The organism is Leucobacter sp. gxy201 (genome assembly GCF_051043335.1).
Classification (GTDB): Bacteria; Actinomycetota; Actinomycetes; order Actinomycetales; family Microbacteriaceae; genus Leucobacter.
The window spans coordinates 169,414-191,126 of sequence record NZ_JAMXWS010000002.1 but is presented as its reverse complement, the minus strand read 5'-3'; the positions used below and the strand labels follow the sequence as shown (position 1 = coordinate 191,126).

Genomic DNA, 21,713 nt, shown 5'->3' with positions numbered 1-21,713 from the left:
GGTTCGGCGGGCCAGGGATCCCTACTCCGTCAGCCACGACCGGATGGTGTCGATGATCGCGTCGACCGGCTCATCGGCGGCGACCCGCAAGCCGGGCTCATCATCGGCGAGCGGCTCGAACGCGGCGAGCTGCGAGCGCAGCAGGGCGGGCGGCATGAAGTGGCCCGGCCGGTCGCGCATGCGGCGGTCGAGCTCGGCCGCATCGACTGCGAGCTCGACGAAGGCGGCGTCGGGCGCGTGGCGGCGGATCGCGTCGCGGTATGCCCGCTTGAGAGCGGAGCAGGCGACGACCGCCCGTTCGCGTGCCGCGAGCGCGGAGCCGACGCGGGCGAGCCAGGGCGCGCGGTCGGCGTCGTCGAGCGGGGCGCCCGCACGCATCTTCGCCACGTTCTCGGCCGGATGCAGGTCATCGGCGTCGATGAACTCGGCGCCCAGGCGCTCCGCGAGAGCGGCCCCGACCGTCGATTTGCCCGAGCCGCTCGGGCCCAGAACGACGATGCGGGTGCTGGCGGGCATGCGGTGCGGCTCCGATCTCGACCTCGGGCCGGGTCGTGCGGCGCCCCGGTGCCGGGGTGGCACGACGCGACGGTTCATCGTGCTAATATTATTGCTCGTGTGCGGAACTCGTTTCGCGCCAGGCCGACTTAGCTCAGGGGTAGAGCAGTTCCCTCGTAAAGAACAGGTCTGGGGTTCAAATCCCCAAGTCGGCTCCGAATCGGACCGGTCGGATCGGTAGGAAACTACCGGTCCGGCCCGTTTTCGTGTGTCTAGAGGAAAGCGTGCCGATGCGCCACCCCGCTGACACATTCTCTCGGCGAGGCTAGGGTCGGCTCTGGGGCCCGCTCGAGCGGGCCGATCGCGCAGGCCCGACCGGGGCCGGCTCCCGCACGAACGAGTACGCGAAGCGGGCGGGCAGAGAACCGGGCGGGCAGAGAACCGGGCGAGCAGCGAACCGGGCGGGCAGAGAATCGATGCGGGCGGAGGAACCGATGGCAGCACCATCAGCCGCTGCTCGGCGCCGCCCGATCACCCGCGAGTACGATGGCGACGAGGCGATCTACCGTCTGCAGGGCCGTCGCATCACGAGAACGGCCGAGATCGAGCGGCTGAACGCCCTCGCCGTACCGCCGGCCTGGCGCGACGTCGAGATCGCCCGGTCGCCGAGGGCGAAGGTGCTCGCGACCGGCGTCGACGCCGCGGGCCGTACCCAGGCGATCTACCATCCCGCATACCGGCGCAGGCGCGAGCGCGAGAAGTTCGACCGGATGGTGCGCTTCGCCGAGAGCCTGCCGGCGATGCGCGCTCGCGTCGACCGCGACCTGCGGCGGAGGCGCCTGTCGCGCGATCGCGTCATCGCCTGCGTCGTCCGGGTCATCGACGAGCAGTTCTTCCGCGTCGGCAACGCCGCGTACGCGTCGCGCGGCGGCGGCCGCGGGGTGACGACGCTCGAGTGGGAGCATGTGACGCCGGGCGCCGAGGCGGTGCGGTTCGATTTCGTCGGCAAGAGCGGCCGCCGGCAGCGGCGCATGGTGCGAGACGCGCGCGTCGCCCGGGTGATCGCGCGACTCGAGAGTCTGCCGGGGGATGAGGTGTTCCGCTTCTTCGACGAGGATGGGCTGATCCATCGGCTCGACAGCCGACATGTCAACGCGTATGTGAAACGGCATATGGGCGAGGAGTTCACGGCGAAGGACTTCCGCACCTGGGGCGGCACGGTCGTCGCGGCCAGTGCGCTGTTCAGCTGGGCGCGCGACGTCGCCGACGACTCGGGGAGCACCGACGACGCGTCGGACGCAGCGGCCGAGAGCCGTGACGCGGCAGCGGCACGCAGACGAGCGATCGCCCTCGTCGCCGAGCGGCTCGGCAATACGCCGGCGGTAGCGAAGTCGTCGTACATCGACCCGCGGGTGCTGCAAGCGTTCGAGAATCCCGCGGAGATCGCGCGCGTGCACCGGGTGCGGCTGCGGGCGAGGCGCTATCTGAGCGTCGACGAGCAGCGCGTACTCCTGCTGCTGCGCGAGGATTGAGCGCCCGGGAGGGGGTGCAGCGTGCGCCCCTGAACAGGTGGTCAGAACGGCGCCGCGAAGCGCTTAGGGTAGAAATCGTGACCGAACAGCCCCCGCCCACCGCGCAGCGCGAGCCGCATCCGGGGGACGACGCTGCCCGGCAGGCGGCACCGCTGGCACCGCAGGCACCGGCCGCGCAGGCGGCGATCCCTGTCGAGCCCGCCGCTGCGACCGCCGAGCCCGCCCCGAAACTGCACCCGAAGCCCCGCATCGCGCTCTGGGACAACGCCCGTTTCGCACTCATCGTGCTCGTGCTCGTCGGCCACATGGTGTCGACCGTGCGCACCGAATCGCAGTTCGGCTTCGCGATCTACGTCTACATCTACCTGTTCCACATGCCGGCGATGATTCTGCTGTCGGGCATGTTCTCGCGCGCCGACAGCTCGCCGAAGATCGTGCGCTCGACGCTGCAGCTGCTCGCGGTGTGGCTCGTGTGGGAGGGCGTCTGGGCGCTCATCCACCTGGTGCTCGAGGGGCAGGCGCCCGGCCAGGGCTTCCTCATCAAACCGGCGTGGACCCTCTGGTTTCTCGTCACCCTCGTCACGATGCGCCTGCTGCTGCCCTACATCGCGAGGCTGCGGCACCCGCTCGTCGTGTCGTGCGTGCTCGCCCTCGCGAGCGGACTCAGCCCCGTGCTCGGCACCGAATTCTCGGCGGCGCGCACCCTCGTGTTCCTGCCGTTCTTCGTGCTCGGGTGGCTCGCCAGGGATCGCGGCTGGATCGACGGCATCTGGTTCACGCGCCCGACGAAGCGCCTGCGGGTCTTCGCGTGGGCGGTGTTCGCGGCGCTCGCGCTCGTGTTCCTGTGCGTGCCGAACCTCATCAAGATCTGGCGCCTCGACCGCTGGCTCACCTGGCGCGACAGCTACGAGACCACGCTCGAGCGGGCGCCGATCGGCGCGCTGCAGCCCGACACCTGGTGGTCGACCGCGCTCGTCGGCATCCCGGCGACGGCCGCGCTGCTCTTCCTCGCCGCTCTGCTCACCTTCGCGCTGCTCATCGTGCTGCCCCGCAGCACCACGTTCTGCACCAAGTGGGGCTCGCGCACGCTGTTCGTGTACCTGCTGCACGGGCCGATCGTCTACCTGCTGCGCACGAGCGGTGTGATCGACGACGTGCACGCATGGGGGCTGCTCGGCGTACCGGCGCTCGTCATCATGGCGGTCGCCCTGTCGGCGCTGCTGTCGATGCGGTGGGTGACGGTCGTGTTCGGGCCCGTCATCGAGCCGAAGATCGACTGGCTGCTGAAGCGCGGCTGAGCGGTGTGCGGCTGCCGCGCGGCCGGTGCTGCCCTGCGCGCGGCCGGTGCTGCCCTGCGCGCGGCCGGTGCTGCCCTGCGCGCGGTCGGTGCTGCCTTGCGCGCGGTCGGTGCCGCCCTGCACTCCATCGGCGCGACTGTATAGGTGAAGCACCGGCGGGTACGTGAATCACCGTGCTTCCCCTATACGTCCGGTCGACGACTCTACGCTCGAGGGCGAGGGCGAGGGCGAGGGCGAGGGCGAGGGCGAGGGCGAGGGAGAGGGCGAGGGCGAGGGCGCGCTGCGGGCCAGGGATCGCCGTGCGCGCCGACGGGCAGCACCGGATCAGGGTGCCGGTACCCGGAGCGCCGAGGGCTACGCCTCGTCGGGCACGAGCAGCTGGTGCTTCGCGAGCTCGCGGTAGAGCGGCGTCGATTCGATGAGCTCGGCGTGCGTGCCCTCGCCGACGACGCGGCCCTTGTCGAGCACTACGATCTTGTCGGAGTCGACGACGGTCGACAGCCGGTGCGCGATCACAATGAGCGTTCGCCCCGTTGATACTGAGTCGAGTGCCTCGCGCATGAGCCGCTCGTTCACGCCGTCGAGGGAGGCTGTCGACTCGTCGAGCAGCAGGATGGGCGGTGCGGTCAGGAGCGCGCGGGCGATCGCGAGGCGCTGCTTCTCGCCGCCCGAGAGCAGGAGCCCGTTCTCGCCGACCTGCAGGTCGAGGGCGGTGGCGAGCGAGGCGGAGGGATCCCTGTCGAGCAGCCCGCCGAGATTCACCGAGCGCAGCACCCGTTCGCAGGCGGCGTCGCTCGCGTCGGGGGAAGCGAGGCGCAGGTTGTCGCGGAGACTGCCGGCGAGCACCGGGGCGTCCTGCTCGACGTAGCCCATCTGGGCGCGCACCTCGGCGCGGTCGAGCATGCGCAGGTCGGCGCCGAAGAGCGAGACCGTGCCCGAGTCGGGGTCGTAGAAGCGCTCGATGAGGCCGAGGATGGTCGACTTGCCGGCGCCCGACGGGCCGACGAGGGCGACGCGTGAGCCGCGGGGCACCGTGAAGCTGACGCCGTGCAGCACGGGGGTCTCGATGATCGGCGCGGGGGCGGCCTCGGCGTCGCGCCGCGAACCGCGGCGCACGAGCGCGCGGGCGTCGGCGCGGTCGGGGGCGGCCGAGCGGTAGGTGAAGTGCACGTCGTCGAACGCGATCGCGGGGGCCGGCGAGGGGAGGTCGGCAGCGGAAGCGCCTCGGGAAGCAGCACCGGGCGCCGAAGCAGCATCGAGAGGCGCCGACACCGTAGCCGGCACGGCCTCGCTCAGCGGCACGATGCGGCCGACGGGCGACAGCGCGGCGTCGTGCTCGGTCTCGGTGGGCAGCGACGCGATCTCCTGGATGCGGCCGAGCGCGCCGAGCGCCTGGTTCACGGCGGCGATCGCGCCGAAGGCCTGGCCGAGCGGCATGATCATCAGGAACAGGAAGATGATGAAGGTGACGAGCTGGGCGATGGTGATGGCGCCGGTCGCGACCCGGAAGCCGCCGAGGCCGAGCACGACGAGGAAGGTGAGCTGCATCGCGAGGAACGAGATCGGCACGATGACCGCCGAGATGCGGGCGACCTTGAGGCCGAGCTCGTACGCCTCGGTCGCGTCCTGCACGGTCGCCGCTTCTTCGCGCTCCGCGGCGCCGGCCGCGCGGATCGTGCGGATCGACGAGATGGTGCGGTCGACCTGGGCGGCGAGGTCGCCGACCTTCTCCTGAGCGCGCGTGACGGCGGGGCGGATGCGGCGCGACACCGCGACGACCACGACGAGCGCGGAGACGACGACGCCGAACGCGATCGCGAAGAGCACGGGGTCGATGACGAGCATGCCGACGAGTGCGCCCACGAAGACGAGCATGCCGCTGATCGCCTCGACGAGGCCCTGCGTGAGCACGGCGCGCAAGAGGGTCGTGTCGCTGCCGATGCGCGATACGAGGTCGCCGGTGCGGCGGCGGTCGAACTGCGAGATGGGCAGGCGCAGAATCTTCGCGATGAGGTGCCTGCGGCTCGCGAGGACGACGCCCTCGCCCATGCGCTGCAGCACGTAATGCTGCAGGCCGCTGAGCACGGCGCCGACCACCACGATGATGCTCAGCACGACGAGCAACTGCGCGAGCGGGTCGCCGTGCTGCACGCGCTCGATGACCTGCCCGAGCAGCAGCGGCTGCAGCAACGACGCGACCGCGGCGACAAGGCCGAGCACGATCGCGAGCACGAGCGGCCCGCGCTGCTCGAAGAGGTACGGGATCAGCTGCTTCAGCGAGGCCCGGGGCCCCTTCGGCGCCGTCGTCGGGGCTGTCTTCGGCGCCGGTGCCGCGGTGGTCGGGGCGGTCGATTCGGCCCGGTCGGTCGCGGGTGCTTCGGGGTGCTCTGCCACGGCTTCCACTCTATGGGAGCGGCCTGGGCGCGGGCTTATGGGAGCACTGGTCTCGGGCGCGGTCTCGGGCGCGGTCACGGTCGAGGGCTCGGTCATGATTGCGGCCGCGGTCTCGCCAGGGATCGCCGACGTCGAACCCCCGCCGGTCATCGCCCGTGCGCAGTCTGCGACGACGCGGCCGGCCCCCGCAGCGCCCGCACTGCGGCGACGAGGTGCAGGGCGGCCTCGGCGGCTTCGCGGCCCTTCGACTCGGGGGCCCCGGGGCGGCCCGACCGGTCGAGCGCCTGCTGCTCGTCGTCGGTGGTGAGCACGCCGAAGCCGACCGGGCGGCCGGTGTCGAGCTGCACGCGGGCGAGCCCGTCGGTCACGGCGTTGCAGACGTAGTCGAAGTGCGGGGTGCCGCCGCGGATGATGACGCCGAGGCAGACCGCGGCGTCGAAGCGGGGCGGGGCGCCGTCGTGCGGAGCCAGCGCGACCTGCGCGGCGAGCGGCAGCTCGAACGAGCCGGCGACGCGCACGAGCTCCGACTCCGAGCCGGCGCGCTCGAGGGCGGCTTGCGCCTCCGCGATCATCGGCGCCATCACCTCCTCGTGCCAGCTACCGGCGATGATGGCGACGCGCACGCCTTGCGCATCGACGAAGAGATCGGGGGCGCCTGCGCCGCTCATGGCTGCTCCTCAGGGTCGGTGTCGGTGTCGGTGTCGGTGCCGGTGCCGGTGGTGTCGGCGCCGAGTTCGGCGCCGGGTGCTGGAACGGGGAACGGGATCGGCACGGGGACCGGTGCGGATGCCGGAGCGGAGTCCTGAGCGGAGTCCGGTGCGATGATCTCGGGGAGCAGATGCCCCATGCGGTCGCGCTTCGTCTCGAGGTAGGCGACGTTCTGCTCGGTGATGCCGGTGACGAGGGGCACCCGCTCGGCGACCGCGATGCCGTGCTCGGCGAGCTGCTCGGCCTTGTCGGCGTTGTTGCTAAGCAGGCGCACGCGGTCGATGCCGAGGTCGGCGAGCATCTCGGCGGCGGCCGTGTAATCGCGTGCGTCGGCGGGGAGCCCGAGGCGCAGGTTCGCATCGAGGGTGTCGAGGCCGTCATCCTGCAGCTGATAGGCGCGCAGCTTGTTGGTGAGGCCGATGCCGCGCCCCTCATGCCCGCGCAGGTATATGAGCGCGCCGCCGTGCTGCTGGATGAGCGCGAGTGCCGCGTCGAGCTGCGGCCCGCACTCGCACCGGAGCGAGCCGAACGCCTCACCGGTGATGCATTCCGAGTGCACGCGCACGAGGGCTTCGCCGGTGGGCTGCTCGCCCGCCGACGTCGGCGCGAGCAGCGCGAGGTGGTCGATACCGGCGCGGCGGTCGCGATACGCGAGCACGCGGAACTCGCCGTGGCGCGTCGGCAGCCGGGTCTCGGCGCGGCGGCTGACACTGCGGCCGGCGCGGCGAACGGTACTGGCGGCACCGTCGGCGGCATTCAGGTACGCGATGAGGCGCTCGATCGTGATGACCGGCACCCCCTCCCGGTCGCCGAGCTCGAGCAGGCCGGGCAGGCGCATCATGTCGCCGTCGTCGGCGACGATCTCGGCGATACAGGCGACGGGGCGCAGCCCCGCGAGCCGCATGAGCTCGACCGCGGCCTCGGTGTGCCCGGCACGAGCGCGCACGCCGCCGGCGACGGCGCGCAGCGGCAGCACGTGTCCGGGGCGGCGCACATCGTCGGGCACGGCATCCGGGTTCGCGAGCGCGCGCAGCGTCGTCGCGCGGTCGTTCGCGCTGATGCCGGTCGTGATGCCGCGAGCCGCATCGACGGTCACGGTGTAGGCGGTGCCCCGGGCATCCTGGTTGCGGGCGACCATCATCGGCAGCTCGAGCGCGTCGGCGATCTCGTCGGTCATCGGGGCGCACAGCAGACCGGACGACCAGCGCACCGTCCACGCGATCGTCTCGGCGGTGGCGAGCTCGGCCGATAGGATGACGTCGCCCTCGTTCTCGCGATCTTCATCGTCGGCCACGATGACGGGGCGGCCGGCTCGGATCGCCGAGATCGCCTCGTCGATCGATGAGACGTCGGGTTGAGCGGGGTCGTGCGCAGAATCGTGCGCAGAACCGTGCGCAGGCGCGAGCGAAGGGCTGGCGACCGGGGTCGGAATCCCTCCGGCGACCGGTGCGCTCGCGAACTCCTGCATGCGGGCGACATGGCGCGCGATGATGTCGGTCTCGATGTTGACGCGGTCGCCCGGGGCGAGCGCGCCGAGCGTGGTGGCGGCCAGTGTTTCAGGGATCAGCGAGACCTCGAACCACTGCTCCGTCGCGCTTGCGGGCGAGATCGCCGAGACGGTCAGCGAGGTGCCCGAGACCGCGATCGATCCCTGGTCGACGAGCAGCGGCGCGAGATCTCGCGAGATGGCGAAGCGCAGCACCCGCCAGGCGTCGCCGGGTGCGACCGACACGAGCTCGGCCGTACCGTCGACGTGACCCTGCACGATGTGGCCGCCGAGCCGGGCATCGGCCCGCACCGAGCGCTCGAGGTTCACGGCATCGCCGCAGCGGAGCGAGGCGAGGGCCGACATGCGCAGCGTCTGCGCCATGACGTCGGCCGTGAACGTGCCGCGCCCGTCGGCGGTCGTGCCGCGGTCGACGACGGTGAGGCACACGCCCGATACGCAGATCGAGTCGCCATGCGCGGCGTCGCTCGTCACGAGCGTGCCGGCGATCTCGAGCCGGGTCGAGTCGCCCGCCGCGGTGACGGCGACGATCTCCCCGATCTCTTCGATGAGTCCTGTGAACACGTCTAGTTCTTCCTTCTCTCGACGGGTGGTTCGGCCGGTGGACCGGGTGTCTCGACCGGGTGCAGAGCAGGGTGCAAGAGCGATCCGCGCACGAGCAGGTCGTCGCCGAGCCGCTCGACCCCGAGGTCTTCGCGGCCGGTGCCGCGGCCGGTGCCGCGGTCGACCCGCAGGCGGGCGATGCCGTCGATGCTCGCAATGCCGATATCGCCGAGCGCGAGGCGCGGCCCGCCGAGCAGTGCCGGAGCGAGGTACACGAGCACCTCGTCGACGACGCCGGCCGCGATGAGCGAGCTCGCGACGGCGGGCCCGCCCTCCACGAACAGGCGGTGCACGCCCCGCTCGGCGAGTGCGGCGAGGTCGGCGGCGAGGTCGACGCCGCACAGCTGCCACGGCGCATCCCAGCCGCGAGCCGCGAGCGCCGGGTGCTGCAGCACCCGCGCATCGGCCGGGATCGCTCGGCGGCCCAGCACGACCGGCATCGGCTGCCGAACCGCGGGCACGAGCAGCGTTCCGTCGGCGGCCCGCGCCGTCAGCTCCGGGTCATCGGCGAGCAGTGTGCCCGTGCCGACGAGGATCGCGTCGGCCCCGGCGCGCCTCCGGTGCACGTCCGCGCGCGCTTCGGGTCCCGTGATCCAACGGCTCGACCCGTCGGCCGCAGCGGCCCGGCCGTCGAGAGTCTGCGCCCACTTCACGGTGACGTGCGGGCGGCGGTCGTACGGTGCCGTTGGGCGGGGCAGAGCCGACGACGATCCCTGTCGGGGGCGCTGCCGGTGCTCATGCCGCGAGCCCGCACCCTGCCGCGCCAACCACGGCGCCAGCAGTTCGCGCGCCTCGTCGGCCAGCACGCCGCTGAAGACGCGCACACCCGCGGCGCGCAGCGCGTTCGCCCCGCCGCCCGACGCCCGCCCCGGGTCGGGCAGAGCGTAGACGACCGCACCGATGCCGGCCGAGATCAGGGCCGCCGTGCAGGGGCCGGTACGCCCCGTGTGATTGCAGGGCTCGAGCGTGACGACGGCGGTGAGCTCGCGAGCGCGGGCCCGATGCTCCGCAGTCAGCTGGGCGAGCGCATCGACCTCCGCGTGCCGCGTGCCCGAGCCGAGATGCCAGCCCTCGGCGACGATGCGGCCGCCGGGCCCGAGCACGACGCAGCCGACGCGGGGGTTCGGGTCGTCGTACGGGCCGCGGTGCGCGAGCACGAGGGCGCGGCGCATCGCGTCTTCGATGATCTGTCGCTCGAGCATGTGCTCCTCCCCGAGGTCTCGGCGGCGAATGCCAGGCGAACCGGGGTGCGGCAAATACCCTCCGCGTACGCGAAGGGTGCGTTCCTCTCATCCAGACTCGACTGCGACACATATCGCAGCCATCACTGTCGGCATCGGAATTTCACCGATTCAGCCTCGCATGGGCGAGGGTCGCGGGCTTTCACCGCCGGTTCGGATTCTCACCGACCCCGGAACGCTCACCACTGTACTCGCCCGAACCGTGGGTGCGGGCTGTGAGTCGGCTGAGGCCGGACGAAGCGACCCCGGCACCGCCGGCGTCGACCGGGCGGTGATGTTCGGGAGCGACCCCTAGTTCAGAAGATCGGCGAACATGCGGCCGTTGATGATCACGTTCATGGTCAGCGCGAGGATGAGCGCGTTGAAGAAGAACGCCAGGGTGGTGTGCCACACGAGGGTCCACCGCATACGCGTATCGGTCACCTGCACGTCTGACACGGCGAAGGTGGTCGCGTTCGTGAACGCCAGATAGACGAAGTCGACGAGCCGTGGTTCGGCGGTGCCCGGGAAGACGAGCGTGACCGCGGGTGAACGGTGATAGCGCGAGTAGTAGATGCGCGCGTAGCCCCAGTTGAACATCGCCCACGACAGCAGCATCGCCGTGATCGAACTGAGTTCGGCGAATACATCGTGCGACTCTGCGCTGATGCTCGCGATCAGATCGGTCGCCACGGTGAGCCCGAGCAGGCTGGCGCCCAGCCCGACGACCGTCGAGAGCATGCGCGTCAGCGGATGGCCGATGAGCAGCCGAACCGCGCGCGGGTCGGGGGTCTCGAAACGCACGATGATGTTCAGCCCGATGACGGTCGCACCGAGGTAGATCGCCGCGACTCCGCACCAGATGAAGCGCAGCACGGTCTCGGCCTCCGGCACGTCGGTGCCCCAAATGGTGTACGCGCCGACCCAGACGAGCAGAAGCTGCAGCAGCAGGCCGATCACCTCGCCCGTGACGGCGAACGCGGTGAGCGCGCGGTGGCTGAACCGGTCGAGGGGGCGCGCGGTCTTCGGGATCGCGATGCTGCCGGTCCGGCGGATCGCGCCCGGCAGCGCTGCGCCGTCGCTCGCTGCGCTCGGCTCGTCGCGCTCGCCCGCGTGCTCGCCCGCGTGCGCACCCGCGTGCTCGCCCGCGTGCGCACCCGCGTGCTCGCCCGTCACTTCGACCCCGATCCCGCGCTCGCCTCGGCCCCCGCGGCGACCAGGTCGCGCAGCGACGCGTCGGGCAGGTAGGCGCGCGTGATGGCGATACCGATGCGGGGTAGATCGCCCTCGTCGCGGAACAGCAGGTACAGCGACTCGTGCCGCGGATTGAACTTCTGCTTGAACTTGTGCAGCGACTTGAAGCCGTAGAGCGGCTCGATGAGACCGCCGATCTGCTCGAGCACCTGATCGACCGGGCCCGCCGCCGCTTCTGCGGGGCGCACGAGCGGTGCTCCCGAGAGCGATACGAACTCGTAGCCCTCCTGCGAGAACCACTGCGCCGACGAAGCGATCAAGAACTCCATCACGGGCGGGAACCCGCCGTCGCGGCGACGCATGAGATCGAGGGTCCAGCCCACGATGCGGGGCTCGCCGCCCGCTTCGGCCGGGCCGTACACGGGCAGCCACGAGGTGACGCCGTGCAGGTTGCCACCGGCGTCGACCGCGAGCCCGACGTAGGTCTCGGGGTCGAGCGCCTCTTCGACGGTGCCGAGGGTGAAGCGCATCTCGGGCAGTCCCTTGTCGCCCGTCCACTGCTCGGAGATCGCGCGAACCTGGGCGAGCACGTTCCACGGCTCGTCGGCGAGACGCGTCATGCGGAACTCGATGTCCTCGCGCCCCGCGCGGTTGATCGCCGTGCGCACGGCGGCCCACGGCTTGCCGGTGAACTGCAGGCCGGGCAGGTCGACGATGGTGTCCTCGGCGACGATGACCGAGCGCCACCCCTCGGGCACGGCGGCCGCGCTCGCCGCCCCCGCCGAGAACGCGCACGGGATGAGGCCGGCAGACTGCGTGACCTGTTCGAACTGGGCGAGCGCCTCGCCCTCGTGCCCCTGCGGCACGATCGGGTCGCCGAGCATGATCGCGACGCCCGACCACGCCTGGTACGCGATCGAGCCGGCCTCGGCCTCGGTGTTCCCTGCACCGGCGCCGGGTGATCCCTGCAGATCGACCGATCCCTGCAGGTCGACCGCGATGCGCTGGTTGCCCTCCCACGTCGTCATCCACGAGATCGTGCCGCCCCCGAAACGGCGCAGACGTGCGATGAGCTCGTCGCGGGTCTGCGGCTCGGCCGCGAGCACCCGCTTCGTATGCCGCATCGAGACGCGGAAAGCCCCGCGCGCCGCGATCAGCAGCACGATGAGCAGCAGCCACAGCACGGCAGGGGCGAGCGTCAGCCCGAGCGCCTCGGCGATGGAGTCGATTGCTCCGCTCTCGAGCAGCTGCGGCAGCACGGCCGGCACGATCGCGGCGGTGAGCACGTTGAAGCCGCCGAGCACGAGCACGACGATCCAGGCGACCCGGTACCCCTTGCGAATGCCGTTGGCGATGAGCAGAATGACGACGACGTCGATCGCGATGTCGACGAGCGACGCCTCGGGCCGGTTGCTGCCGAGCGGCCCCGAGTAGGGCACGATGAGGTCGAGCACCTGGATCGCCCCGATCGCGATGAGGCTGGCGAAGGCGAGCAGCCGCCACTCGCGCTGGGTCGGGCGGCTCTTCGGGCGGCGGAACGCGGGCAGCCAGCCGCTCACGATGAGAGCGGCGGCCATGACGACGGCGTGCTCGAGATCGTCGATGCGGCCGAGGTAGAGCACCGAGATGCCCGCCCACAGCACGACGGCGAGGCGGGCGCGCAGGCGCCAGGGCGCGGGCAGCGTCGCGATCGCGAACACGAGCGCGGCGAGTGCGCCGCACGACGGCCCGCCGTCGAGGCTCGCGGCGACCTTCTCGGCCCACGGCCACCCCGAGTTCGCGAGCGGGGTGAGGATCGCGGCGGCGCCGAGCACACCGACGAGGTGGCCCGCCAGGAACAGGCCGATGGTACGCGGCGTGCCGAAGCGCCATTCGGCCCAGCCGACTCCGCCGATGACGAGCGGCATCAGCGTGAGGTAGACGAGCGGGTGCTTCAGGATGAAGGGTGAGGTGAAGACCGTCCACCAGCGGCCCTCCGCGAATGCGGGGAGGCCGGTGCCGAGCGTCTCGTACGCGGCCTGCGCGTTCGCGACCGAGAACAGGGTGCCGGTGACGGCGCCGACGACCAGCAGCGCGAGCACGAGCGCGATCGTGAACGGGGTGCGACGCGCTACCCGCATGAATCGGTGCGCGCGCGTGTGCTCGGGCGGGGTCGCGGGGGCGTTCGCGGGCACTGCGGTCGGGGCTTTCTCCATGGCCTAAGCCTATGGCTGCGACGGGCGGATTCTCGAGATTCGCCGCGTTCTTCGCTGCAGTGGTGCGCGGATCGACTGCGGGCAGTGTCGGGCTGCTGCGGGCGGCATTGGGTCGGTCGGCGCTCGCGGTACGGGCGGCACGGCGTCGCGTGCGGGTTCTGGTGCAGAATCCGTGCGTGATTCTGCACATTTTCCCGCACGCGCGACGGGTGACGGCTTTGCGCGCCGAGAGCTCAGGGGAAGCACGTATGGCACGCGCGGGGCGCCTCGCCAGGGATCGGCCGCCCCCCCCCCGAACGGTCAGGTGTACGAAATGGTAGTCAGGCGCTGTTGATTACGATAATGTAGTCAGGGCAGGGTGTTCACGAATTCGTAATCACAGGGGGCGACATGCAAGCGCTGGTCTCGTCGACGCAGGACATGGGGCGCCTGGTACGCCATGTGCGCACGCGCCACGGGCTGACTCAGCGCGAGCTCGCGGCCCGGCTCGGCGTCACGCACCGCTGGCTGTCCGAGCTCGAATCGGGCAGAGGCAAGCAGATGAACGACCGCTACTTCGCGGTGCTGGCTCAGCTCGGCATCCGCCTCACCGGGACCGTCGACGATGCCTGAATCGCTCGCGGTACGGTTGTCCGGGGTCGAGGTCGGGGAGCTCGACCCCGATGGGCGATTCCGCTGGGCCGATGGCTGGGAGGGCTGGGCGCCGCTGAACTCCGCCGTGCTCTCGAACTCGCTGCCCTTCGGCGCCGATGGGGGCGACCCGGCGCCCTTCTTCGGCGGATTGCTGCCCGAAGGCGTCGGGCTCGACAGGCTGGCGCGCGAGGCCCGGGTGGCGTCGAACGACCTCTTCGGTCTGCTCGCCGAAGTCGGAGCCGACGTCGGCGGCAGCGTGACAGTGGGGGAGCCGAGGCCCCTGGTGCCTCCGATCGAGATCGAGGAGCAGGACTTCGCCGGCATTCTCGACCGCGCCTACGGCTACTTTCGGGGCAGAGCGGTCGGCGGCGGAGGTTCGGCCGCGACCGGCGTTCAGCAGAAGGTGGCGTTGACGCGCGACGATCCCACCGGCAGATGGCTCATCGGCAGAGGCAGCACCCCGTCGACGCATCTGCTGAAACCGGTACCGGCGGAGTTCGGCGCACGTGTGCGTGCCGAAGCTTTCATGAACCGGCTGGCGCGCGAACTCGACCTGGCGCAGCATCGTGCATCGGTCGAATCCGCCGGTGCCCGCAGCGTGCTGGTCGTGGAACGATATGACCGACGGAAGCTCGACGACGGGACGATCGAACGCATCCATCAGGAGGACTGCGCGCAGGCGCTCCGCCTTCCGTGGGGTGGCAACGACAAGTACGAGAACGTGAATGACCGTGCAAGCCTGCGAAACATCGCCGCGCTTCTCGACCGGGGCCGCTCGCTCTTCGACTCGGGCCCCTCCGATCGGGAGCGGCTGCTCGCGGCGACCGTGCTGAATGTCGTCGCAGGCAACACCGACGCGCACGCCAAGAACTTCTCGGTGATGCTGCCGCCGCTCGCCGATCCGACTGCTGCAGCGACTCTCGCCGACATCTACGACGTGGTGCCGCAGCTGCTCTTCTCGGCTGAAGCCGAACTTCTCGCGATGCGCATCGCGGGAAGCAGCGATGCGAACGGGGTGACCGGTGAACATCTGATGGCGGAGGCTACGGGCTGGGGGATGGCGCCGACCCGCGCGGAAGCGGTCATCGCAGCCACCTGCGAGAGCATCGTCGAAGTACTCGCCCGTATCGGCGAAGACGAGCCGGGCGCAGCTCCCGCAGCCGGCACCAGGTCAGTGGCGTCGACGGCGCACGAATTGGCGCGCCTACGCAGCTACCTCCGCGAACGCGCCGAGAACCTGTTGCGCGGGGACGAGGTATGGACCCGGCGTCTGCCGCCGGCACTCGCGCTGCGCTGAGTGATCGCCGCCGTGTGCCCGAATGAGTGCAGAATTCTCGCGTGATTCTGCACATATTCCCGCATGCGCGAAGGGCGACGGCCCGTCCGGCGGGCAAGTGCGGGCAGCCGCAGACCAGGGCAGGCGCGGGCGGGGCGCCTCGCCAGGGATCGGTCGGCGCCCCGAACGGTCAGCGGATGAGGCCGACGCGCTCGTACACGAGGTCGAGCGTGCGGTTCGCGACCTCGTTCGCGCGCTCGGCCGCGGCGGCCAGCAGACGATCGAGCTCGGCGGGGTCTGCGAGCAGCTCCTCGGTGCGCTCGCGCACCGGCGTCAGGCTCGCCTCGACGACCTCGGCGACGCCCTTCTTCAGGTGCCCGTAGCCGAGGCCCGCGTACTCCTCGACGATCGCATCGATCGTGCGGCCCGAGAGCACCGAGAAGATCGTGAGCAGGTTCGAGACGCCCGGCTTCGCGGCGCGGTCGAAGCGGATCTCGTTGTCGTCGTCGGTGACGGCGCGCATGATCTTCTTCGTGGTGACCTTCGCCGGGTCGAGTACCTTGATGAGGCCCGCCTCGGTCTCGGCCGACTTCGACATCTTCGCCGTCGGGTTCTGCAGATCGTAGATCTTCGCGTTCACCTTCGGGATCTGCGCCTCGGGAACGACGAAGGTGTCGCCGAAGCGCGAGTTGAAGCGCGTCGCCAGGTCGCGGGTCAGTTCGACGTGCTGGCGCTGATCCTCGCCCACCGGCACGGACTCGGCCTGGTAGAGCAGAATGTCGGCGGCCATCAGCACCGGGTAGGTGAACAGCCCCACCGACGCCGCGTCGGCGCCCTGCTTCTGCGACTTGTCCTTGAACTGGGTCATGCGGCCGGCCTCGCCGAAGCCGGTGATCGTGTTGAGCACCCAGGCGAGCTCGGCATGCGCCGACACCTGCGACTGCACGAACAGCGTCGACTTGGCGGGGTCGATCCCTGCCGCGATGTACTGGGCCGCCGTGCGGCGGGTGCGGGCCGCGAGCTCGGCGGCATCCTGCGGCACGGTGATGGCGTGCAGGTTGACGACGCAGAAGAAGGCGTCGAAGTCCTCTTGCATCTGCGTCCACTGGCTCAGCGCGCCGATGTAGTTGCCGAGCTGCAGCGAGTCGCTGGAGGGCTGCATGCCCGAGAAGAGGACGGGCTTGGCGGTGATCTCGCTCATTGCGTGGGGGTGTTCGCTTTCGGAATCAGATGGTGTAGTCGACGATGACGGGCGCGTGATCGGACCATCGGGTGTCGTACGACGGGTAGCGGTCGACGCGGTAGTCGGCGACGCGCTCGGCGAGCTGCGGGGTCACCACGTGGTAGTCGATGCGCCAGCCCGTGTCGTTGTCGAAGGCCTGGCCGCGGTTCGACCACCAGCTGTACGGGCCGTCGACCTCGCCGGCGAAGGTGCGGCCCACGTCGGTCCAGCCGAAGCCCGTGCCTTCGCTGCCGTCGACGCCGGCGACGAGTTCGCCGCGGGGCCCGAAGAAGCGGTCGAAGTAGGCGCGTTCGCGGGGCAGGAAGCCGGAGCGCTTGACGTTGCCCTTCCAGTTCTTGATGTCGAGCTCGCGGTGGCCGACGTTGAAATCGCCGACGATGGCGACGTGGTCGCGCTCATCGATGAGCTCGTTCATGCGCACGCCCATCGCGTCGAGAAAGGCCCACTTGGCCTCCTGCTTCGGGGTGTCGACCTCGCCCGAGTGGGTGTAGTTGCTGATGACGGTGATCTGCGAGTCGCCGAAGGCGAAGTCGGCTTCGAGCCATCGGCCCGACGACTGCACGCTCGCCTGCAGGTCGGCGCCGCCGAGGCCGACGCGGTGCGCGAGGGCGGGGGTGCGGCTGAGCAGGGCGACGCCCGCGCGGCCCTTGATCTCGCAGGGATCATGCAGCACGTGCCAGCCGCCGTCGTCGGCCGCGGCGATGAGTTTCGCGATGTCGGCATCGGCGGCGCGCACCTCCTGCAGCGCGACGATGTCGGCGCCGCTGGCGTCGAGCCACTCGCCCATGCCCTTGCGGAAGGCGGCACGGATGCCGTTCACGTTGACGGATGCCACACGCAGAGATTCAGCCATGGGCTCCAGTCTAGTTCGAGTCGCCCGTGCGTGGCGCGGGGTGGCGGGTAGCCTTCCGCAAGAGGGGCGGGCAGACTGGGAGTATGCCGAAGCTCGCGAGGATGCGTGCCGGGGCCGTCGCCCTGGGTCTCTTCGGTGCGACCGTTCTCGCAGGCTGCGCTGCGGGCGCCGAGTCCGAGGCGACGACCTCCGCGCCGTCGGCCGCGACGTCGGCCCCGGCCGAGACGAGCGCCCCGCCGACCTCGCCTCCACCGGATGAGCAACCGGAGCAGAATCCCGAGCAGGATCCGGAGCATGCGCGAGCGCCGATTCCCGACTGTGAGACCGTGCTGCCCCTCGCCGATGTGCAGGCGATGCGCGGCCCCGATTGGGCCCGCGGCGACATGCTCGACATGTTCAACCCGGGCTTCGAACCCACGGGCGAGGGCGACTACTGGCTGAACTCCGGGTTCAACGACACGGTGCGCGGGGTGCTGCAGGCGTCGCCCGACACGGTGCGCTGCATGTGGGGCGTGCCGAACTCGGGCGCGCGCACGACGCTGTTCGCGACGCGTGCGACGGAGGATCAGCTGGCCGCCGTCGCGAGCTCCCTCGCAGCCGACGGGCTCGCGCAGGAGCAGGTGGGCGATGAGACTGTATACGTGTGGCAGTCGGAGGGTGGCATCGACTCGTCGAAAGTGTACTTCTGGGCGCAGGGCGGCGTGCTCATCGCCGAGATCGGGTCGGCGGGCCCAGGGCTCGGCGGCGAGCTGTACGCCCGCGTGACGTAGCCGGCCGGTGGCGCATCGGGTCGCGCGTCAGAACACCATGGGGCGGTCGAACTCGTCTTCGAAGGTGCCGCCGAGCAGCTCGACGTCGATCTCGGCGACGACCGGCACGTGATCGCTGGGGGAGTCGCCCTTGCGCTCCTCGCGCTCGATGCTCGCGCCCGTGACGGCGTCGGCGAAGGCCTGCGAACCGAGGATGAAGTCGATGCGGATGCCCTCGTTCTTCGGGAACTTGCCCGCCTTGTAATCCCAGTACGTGTACCCCTCGGGCACGATGGGGCGCACCACATCCTGCAGGTACGGTTCGAAGGCCGCGAACGCCGCGCGCTCTTCGGGCGAGATGTGCGTGGAGCGGCCCGGCACGAACGAGGGGTCGCCGCAATCGGAGTCGAAGGGGATGATGTTCCAGTCGCCCATGAGGGCGAGCGGCAGGTCGGGGTTCTCGTCGAGCCACGAGGCGGTGTCGGCGCGCAGCGCCTCGAGCCAGTTCAGCTTGTAGGGCATGTGCGGGTCGTCGAGCCCGCGGCCGTTGGGCACGTAGAGGCTCCAGAGCCGCAGGTCGCCGACGGTGACGCCGAGGGCGCGCGCCTCGACGGGCAGATCGTTCGAGCCGCCGGCCTGCAGCTCCTCCTGCCCCTTGATCGGTTTGCCGAAGCCGGGAATGCCCGCGAATCCGCGGGAGACGTCGGTCATCTCGTGGCGGCTCGCGAACGCGACGCCGTTCCACTGATTGAGGCCGTGGATCTCGAGCTGGTAGCCCGCCTGCTCGAAGGCTTCGACCGGGAACTGGTCGGGGCGGCACTTGATCTCCTGCATGGCGAGCACGTCGATGTCTTCGCGGACGAGCCAGTCGACGACGCGGCCGAAACGGGTGCGGATCGAATTGACGTTCCAGGTGGCGATGCGCATGCAGCCAGCCTATCTTCCGGCGAACTGCGGAGGATGCCGCGCCACTCGGCGCCCGCGATTTCCTGCGCGCGGTTTCATCCGGTTAGAATGATTGACGTTGTTCGCGTATGGAGACGTGCCGGAGCGGCCGAACGGACTTCACTGCTAATGAAGGGTCGGGCTTAAACCTGACCGGGGGTTCAAATCCCCCCGTCTCCGCCAGTTGAACAACACGAAAGCCCCTGCGAGAGCGGGGGCTTTCGTTATTCTCGACAGGAAGAGCAGAGCATTGAATGAAACCCAGCAGACGCCCGTTTCGCCCGGACGCGGAAAGCGGCCCGCCTATCTCGTGCTGGTGTTCGCCGCAGTCGCGATCGTGATGTTCACTTGGTTCCACACGCCTACCGCCGTAGTCGCCTCGGACGGCGCTGGAAACGAGGGCATCACGCTCCGGTGCTCCAATGCCGGCCCATCCAGGTGGGATCCGCCCACGGTGAACCGCGGCCAAGAGCTCTCGAGCGATCAGGCCCCGGCCATGCAGACGCACAACCAGCAGATCCTGAAGAACGACATCGAATCGCTCCGGGCAGACCTCGCGTGCGCCTCCGCTCGTGACGCGCATACGAATACGCTGATCGTGACGACCTTCGGTGCGGGCGCGATCCTGTTCTTCGGGCACGCTGCGCTCTGGGCCCGCCGCGACCGGCCGGAAGCGCCCGCCCGGGCCGCCGCTTAGCCGGAGGTCGTCAGGGAGCCCAGGCGGTCCTGCGACGAGCCGCACTCCACGACAGACCCCTGCGAAGAGCTGCGGGGCCGCGGGGTGACCAGGAGCTCAGCCGCTCCTTCTTGCCCATGGGTCAGGAACGGCGCCGGCGTGAGCGGTGCCCGCATGGTCGCACTGCTCGTGAGTTGCGCCCTATATCGACAGGCATCAATATAGACACGTGTCGAATCAAGAGCTCACAGCGGCCGCCCCTCCGATGCGGCGCATGTCGATGCTGGATCGGTGGCTGCCGCTGTGGATCGGCCTCGCCATGGTGGCCGGCCTGTTGCTGGGACGCTGCATTCCCGGCGTCTCCGGGCTGCTCGCGCGAATGGAGGTCGGCGGCATCTCCGTGCCGATCGCGCTGGGGCTCCTGGTGATGATGTACCCGGTGCTGGCGAAGGTTCGCTACGACAAGGTCGCCGCGGTCGCGGGCGATGCGAAGCTGCTTTTCTCGTCCCTGATCCTGAACTGGCTCATCGGGCCCGCGCTGATGTTCGCCCTCGCATGGTGGCTGCTGCCCGACCTGCCCGAGTACCGCACCGGCCTGATCATCGTCGGCCTGGCGCGGTGCATCGCTATGGTGGTGATCTGGAACGACCTGGCGTGCGGCGACCGCGAGGCGACCGCTGTGCTGGTGGCGATCAACTCGGTGTTCCAAGTCGTGATGTTCGCCGTTCTCGGCTGGTTCTATCTCACGATCCTGCCCGGCTGGCTCGGCCTCGACCCGCAGGGGCTCGACGTGTCGATCGGGCAGATCGCCCTGAACGTGGCCGTCTTCCTCGGAGTGCCGCTCGTCGCCGGGTTCGCTACGCGGTGGATCGGCGAGCGGCGTCGCGGGCGCCCCTGGTACGAGGAGACCTTCATCCCGAAGGCGGGACCCTGGGCGCTGTACGGGCTGCTGTTCACGATCGTGCTGCTGTTCGCGCTCCAGGGCGAGGCGATCACGACGAATCCGTTCGACGTCGCCCGGATTGCGCTCCCGCTGCTCGTGTACTTCGCCGTCATGTGGTTGGTGGGGCTGTGGGTCGGCAAGGCCATCGGCCTCGGCTATGCGCGGTCGACGACGCTCGCGTTCACCGCGGCGGGCAACAACTTCGAGCTGGCGATCGCGGTCGCCATCGGCACGTTCGGCGCGACCAGCGGCCAGGCCCTCGCGGGCGTCGTCGGCCCGCTGATCGAAGTCCCGGTGCTCGTCGGCCTGGTCTACGTCTCGCTGTGGGCCGCACGCGCCTGGTTCGGTACGGACCCCCATGCAGGGATCGCCGATGACCGCGCCTGACCCCGCGGAGTGCGCTCCGACGTCGTCGCGGGCGCTCGGCGTCGACATCGCATCCGAAGCGGCGGGAGTGCTGCGATCGATCGCCGACCCGCTGCGGTTGCGCATGCTGTCGGCGATCGCCGCCGACCCACGCGGCGAGGCCTGCGTCTGCGACCTGAACGATCTCGCCGACGTGTCGCAGCCGACGATCTCGCACCACTTGAAGGTGCTCAGGGATTCGGGGTGGCTCACCTCAGAACGACGCGGCACGTGGGTCTACTACCGCATCGCGGAGGCGCGTCGGGAAGCCGCGACGGTGCTGCTCGGCCCGGCAGTCGCCGCGCTCACCGCACCTGACGAGAGGGTCGCACCATGACCGACCGGAAACCGACCGTGCTCTTCGTCTGCGTGCACAACGCCGGGCGCTCCCAGATGGCCGCCGGTTGGCTCCGCGAACTCGCCGGCGACCGGGTCGAGGTGCGCTCCGCCGGCTCGATGCCTGCGCAACAGATCAACCCGGTCGCTGTGGCGGCGATGCGCGAGGTCGGCATCGATATCGCGGCCGAACAACCCCGGATCCTCACCCCCGAAGCCGTGCAGGTCTCAGACGCGGTAGTCACGATGGGGTGCGGTGACGCCTGCCCGTTCTTCCCCGGCAAGCGCTACGAGGATTGGCAGCTCGCCGACCCCGCTGGGCAGGGCATCGAGTCCGTGCGCCCGATCCGCGATGAGATCAGGGCGCGCGTCGAAGGGCTCATCGCTGATCTGCTCGTCTGACGGGGTTCGCGCGTTCGCTCCGGGCGCCGAGTCGTGGGGAACCGGGCTTTGCGTTGCGGCGAACGTCGTAGCTATGCCTCCCCTCTGCACCCCGTGAATGCGCGCT

The 21,713-nt window shown here is 70.4% G+C and carries 20 protein-coding genes, 2 tRNA genes, 1 pseudogene and 1 riboswitch; of the genes and pseudogenes, 12 read left to right on the top strand and 11 right to left on the bottom strand.

All coding sequences use genetic code 11. The features are described 5' to 3' along the window. Positions 1–21 precede the first annotated feature (21 nt). Positions 22–516, bottom strand: coding sequence for a gluconokinase (locus NHL51_RS03785; protein ID WP_434141835.1), 495 nt, complete (start codon positions 514–516; stop codon positions 22–24). Between the two features lie 122 nt (positions 517–638). On the opposite strand from NHL51_RS03785, the gene NHL51_RS03780 reads away from it, so the two are divergent. The 4 genes from NHL51_RS03780 (at position 639) to NHL51_RS03765 (ending at position 3,728) form a co-directional block, all read left to right on the top strand. Next, positions 639–710 (top strand) — tRNA-Thr (locus NHL51_RS03780). Between the two features lie 279 nt (positions 711–989). Next, positions 990–2,027, top strand: coding sequence for a DNA topoisomerase IB (locus NHL51_RS03775; RefSeq protein ID WP_434141834.1), 1,038 nt, complete (start codon positions 990–992; stop codon positions 2,025–2,027). Positions 2,028–2,104: 77 nt separating this feature from the next. Further along, on the top strand, positions 2,105–3,325 hold the full coding sequence (locus NHL51_RS03770) for an acyltransferase family protein (RefSeq protein WP_434141833.1): 1,221 nt from the start codon (positions 2,105–2,107) through the stop codon (positions 3,323–3,325). Between the two features lie 163 nt (positions 3,326–3,488). Beyond that, positions 3,489–3,728, top strand: a complete 240-nt coding sequence (locus NHL51_RS03765; protein ID WP_434141832.1) for a hypothetical protein — start codon at positions 3,489–3,491, stop codon at positions 3,726–3,728. Here the strand turns inward: NHL51_RS03765 and NHL51_RS03760 are convergent. From NHL51_RS03760 to NHL51_RS03730, 7 genes and pseudogenes are all read right to left on the bottom strand, one after another. Further along, positions 3,680–5,719, bottom strand: a complete 2,040-nt coding sequence (locus tag NHL51_RS03760; RefSeq protein WP_434141831.1) for an ABC transporter ATP-binding protein — start codon at positions 5,717–5,719, stop codon at positions 3,680–3,682. The two genes, NHL51_RS03765 and NHL51_RS03760, sit on opposite strands and share 49 nt — an antisense overlap. 146 nt (positions 5,720–5,865) lie before the next feature. Beyond that, positions 5,866–6,387, bottom strand: coding sequence for a 6,7-dimethyl-8-ribityllumazine synthase (ribH, locus tag NHL51_RS03755; RefSeq protein ID WP_434141830.1), 522 nt, complete (start codon positions 6,385–6,387; stop codon positions 5,866–5,868). Continuing rightward, positions 6,384–7,895 carry a GTP cyclohydrolase II gene (gene ribA, locus NHL51_RS03750; protein ID WP_434142193.1) on the bottom strand — a complete coding sequence of 504 codons (1,512 nt, stop codon included), beginning with the start codon at positions 7,893–7,895 and terminating at the stop codon, positions 6,384–6,386. Before ribA ends, ribH begins: the two co-directional genes overlap by 4 nt. Before the next feature lie 9 nt (positions 7,896–7,904). Beyond that, positions 7,905–8,498, bottom strand: a pseudogene (locus NHL51_RS03745) (riboflavin synthase); the annotation flags it as partial. 2 nt (positions 8,499–8,500) lie between these two features. Further along, positions 8,501–9,739, bottom strand: a complete 1,239-nt coding sequence (locus tag NHL51_RS03740) for a bifunctional diaminohydroxyphosphoribosylaminopyrimidine deaminase/5-amino-6-(5-phosphoribosylamino)uracil reductase RibD (protein ID WP_434141829.1) — start codon at positions 9,737–9,739, stop codon at positions 8,501–8,503. A gap of 75 nt (positions 9,740–9,814) precedes the next feature. Next, positions 9,815–9,960, bottom strand: a riboswitch (FMN riboswitch). Positions 9,961–10,069: 109 nt separating this feature from the next. Then, complete coding sequence (locus tag NHL51_RS03735) at positions 10,070–10,933, bottom strand: DUF1345 domain-containing protein (RefSeq protein ID WP_434141828.1); 864 nt, start codon at positions 10,931–10,933, stop codon at positions 10,070–10,072. Next, positions 10,930–13,146, bottom strand: coding sequence for a bifunctional lysylphosphatidylglycerol flippase/synthetase MprF (locus NHL51_RS03730; protein WP_434141827.1), 2,217 nt, complete (start codon positions 13,144–13,146; stop codon positions 10,930–10,932). The genes NHL51_RS03735 and NHL51_RS03730 overlap by 4 nt, the downstream gene beginning before the upstream one ends. Positions 13,147–13,536: 390 nt before the next feature. On the opposite strand from NHL51_RS03730, the gene NHL51_RS03725 reads away from it, so the two are divergent. Both NHL51_RS03725 and NHL51_RS03720 read left to right on the top strand, forming a co-directional pair. Then, positions 13,537–13,758: a helix-turn-helix domain-containing protein gene (locus NHL51_RS03725; protein ID WP_434141826.1), complete on the top strand. Its 222-nt coding sequence runs from the start codon at positions 13,537–13,539 to the stop codon at positions 13,756–13,758. Continuing rightward, positions 13,751–15,076, top strand: coding sequence for a HipA domain-containing protein (locus NHL51_RS03720; protein WP_434141825.1), 1,326 nt, complete (start codon positions 13,751–13,753; stop codon positions 15,074–15,076). The genes NHL51_RS03725 and NHL51_RS03720 overlap by 8 nt, the downstream gene beginning before the upstream one ends. A 169-nt stretch (positions 15,077–15,245) precedes the next feature. Here the strand turns inward: NHL51_RS03720 and trpS are convergent, their stop codons facing one another. Continuing rightward, positions 15,246–16,256, bottom strand: coding sequence for a tryptophan--tRNA ligase (trpS, locus tag NHL51_RS03715; protein ID WP_434141824.1), 1,011 nt, complete (start codon positions 16,254–16,256; stop codon positions 15,246–15,248). 25 nt (positions 16,257–16,281) lie between these two features. Beyond that, positions 16,282–17,151 (bottom strand): exodeoxyribonuclease III, encoded by an 870-nt coding sequence (locus tag NHL51_RS03710; protein WP_434141823.1) that lies wholly within the window; start codon positions 17,149–17,151, stop codon positions 16,282–16,284. A gap of 83 nt (positions 17,152–17,234) precedes the next feature. On the opposite strand from NHL51_RS03710, the gene NHL51_RS03705 reads away from it, so the two are divergent. Next, positions 17,235–17,921 carry a hypothetical protein gene (locus NHL51_RS03705; protein ID WP_434141822.1) on the top strand — a complete coding sequence of 229 codons (687 nt, stop codon included), beginning with the start codon at positions 17,235–17,237 and terminating at the stop codon, positions 17,919–17,921. 27 nt (positions 17,922–17,948) lie between these two features. Here the strand turns inward: NHL51_RS03705 and NHL51_RS03700 are convergent, their stop codons facing one another. After that, complete coding sequence (locus tag NHL51_RS03700; RefSeq protein WP_434141821.1) at positions 17,949–18,827, bottom strand: exodeoxyribonuclease III; 879 nt, start codon at positions 18,825–18,827, stop codon at positions 17,949–17,951. A gap of 109 nt (positions 18,828–18,936) precedes the next feature. On the opposite strand from NHL51_RS03700, the gene NHL51_RS03695 reads away from it, so the two are divergent. The 5 genes from NHL51_RS03695 to NHL51_RS03675 all read left to right on the top strand — a co-directional run bounded on the left by NHL51_RS03695 (position 18,937) and on the right by NHL51_RS03675 (position 21,607). Continuing rightward, positions 18,937–19,028 (top strand) — tRNA-Ser (locus NHL51_RS03695). 1 nt (position 19,029) lies between these two features. Next, positions 19,030–19,542, top strand: coding sequence for a hypothetical protein (locus NHL51_RS03690; protein ID WP_434141820.1), 513 nt, complete (start codon positions 19,030–19,032; stop codon positions 19,540–19,542). 244 nt (positions 19,543–19,786) lie between these two features. Further along, the gene (gene arsB / locus NHL51_RS03685; RefSeq protein ID WP_434142190.1) at positions 19,787–20,851 is read left to right on the top strand and encodes an ACR3 family arsenite efflux transporter; all 1,065 of its coding nucleotides are present in this window, start codon (positions 19,787–19,789) and stop codon (positions 20,849–20,851) included. Further along, a complete protein-coding gene (locus tag NHL51_RS03680; protein ID WP_434141819.1) occupies positions 20,838–21,206 on the top strand; it encodes an ArsR/SmtB family transcription factor in 369 nt (122 codons plus the stop codon). The genes arsB and NHL51_RS03680 overlap by 14 nt, the downstream gene beginning before the upstream one ends. Then, positions 21,203–21,607, top strand: coding sequence for an arsenate reductase ArsC (locus NHL51_RS03675; RefSeq protein WP_434141818.1), 405 nt, complete (start codon positions 21,203–21,205; stop codon positions 21,605–21,607). The genes NHL51_RS03680 and NHL51_RS03675 overlap by 4 nt, the downstream gene beginning before the upstream one ends. Positions 21,608–21,713 lie beyond the last annotated feature (106 nt).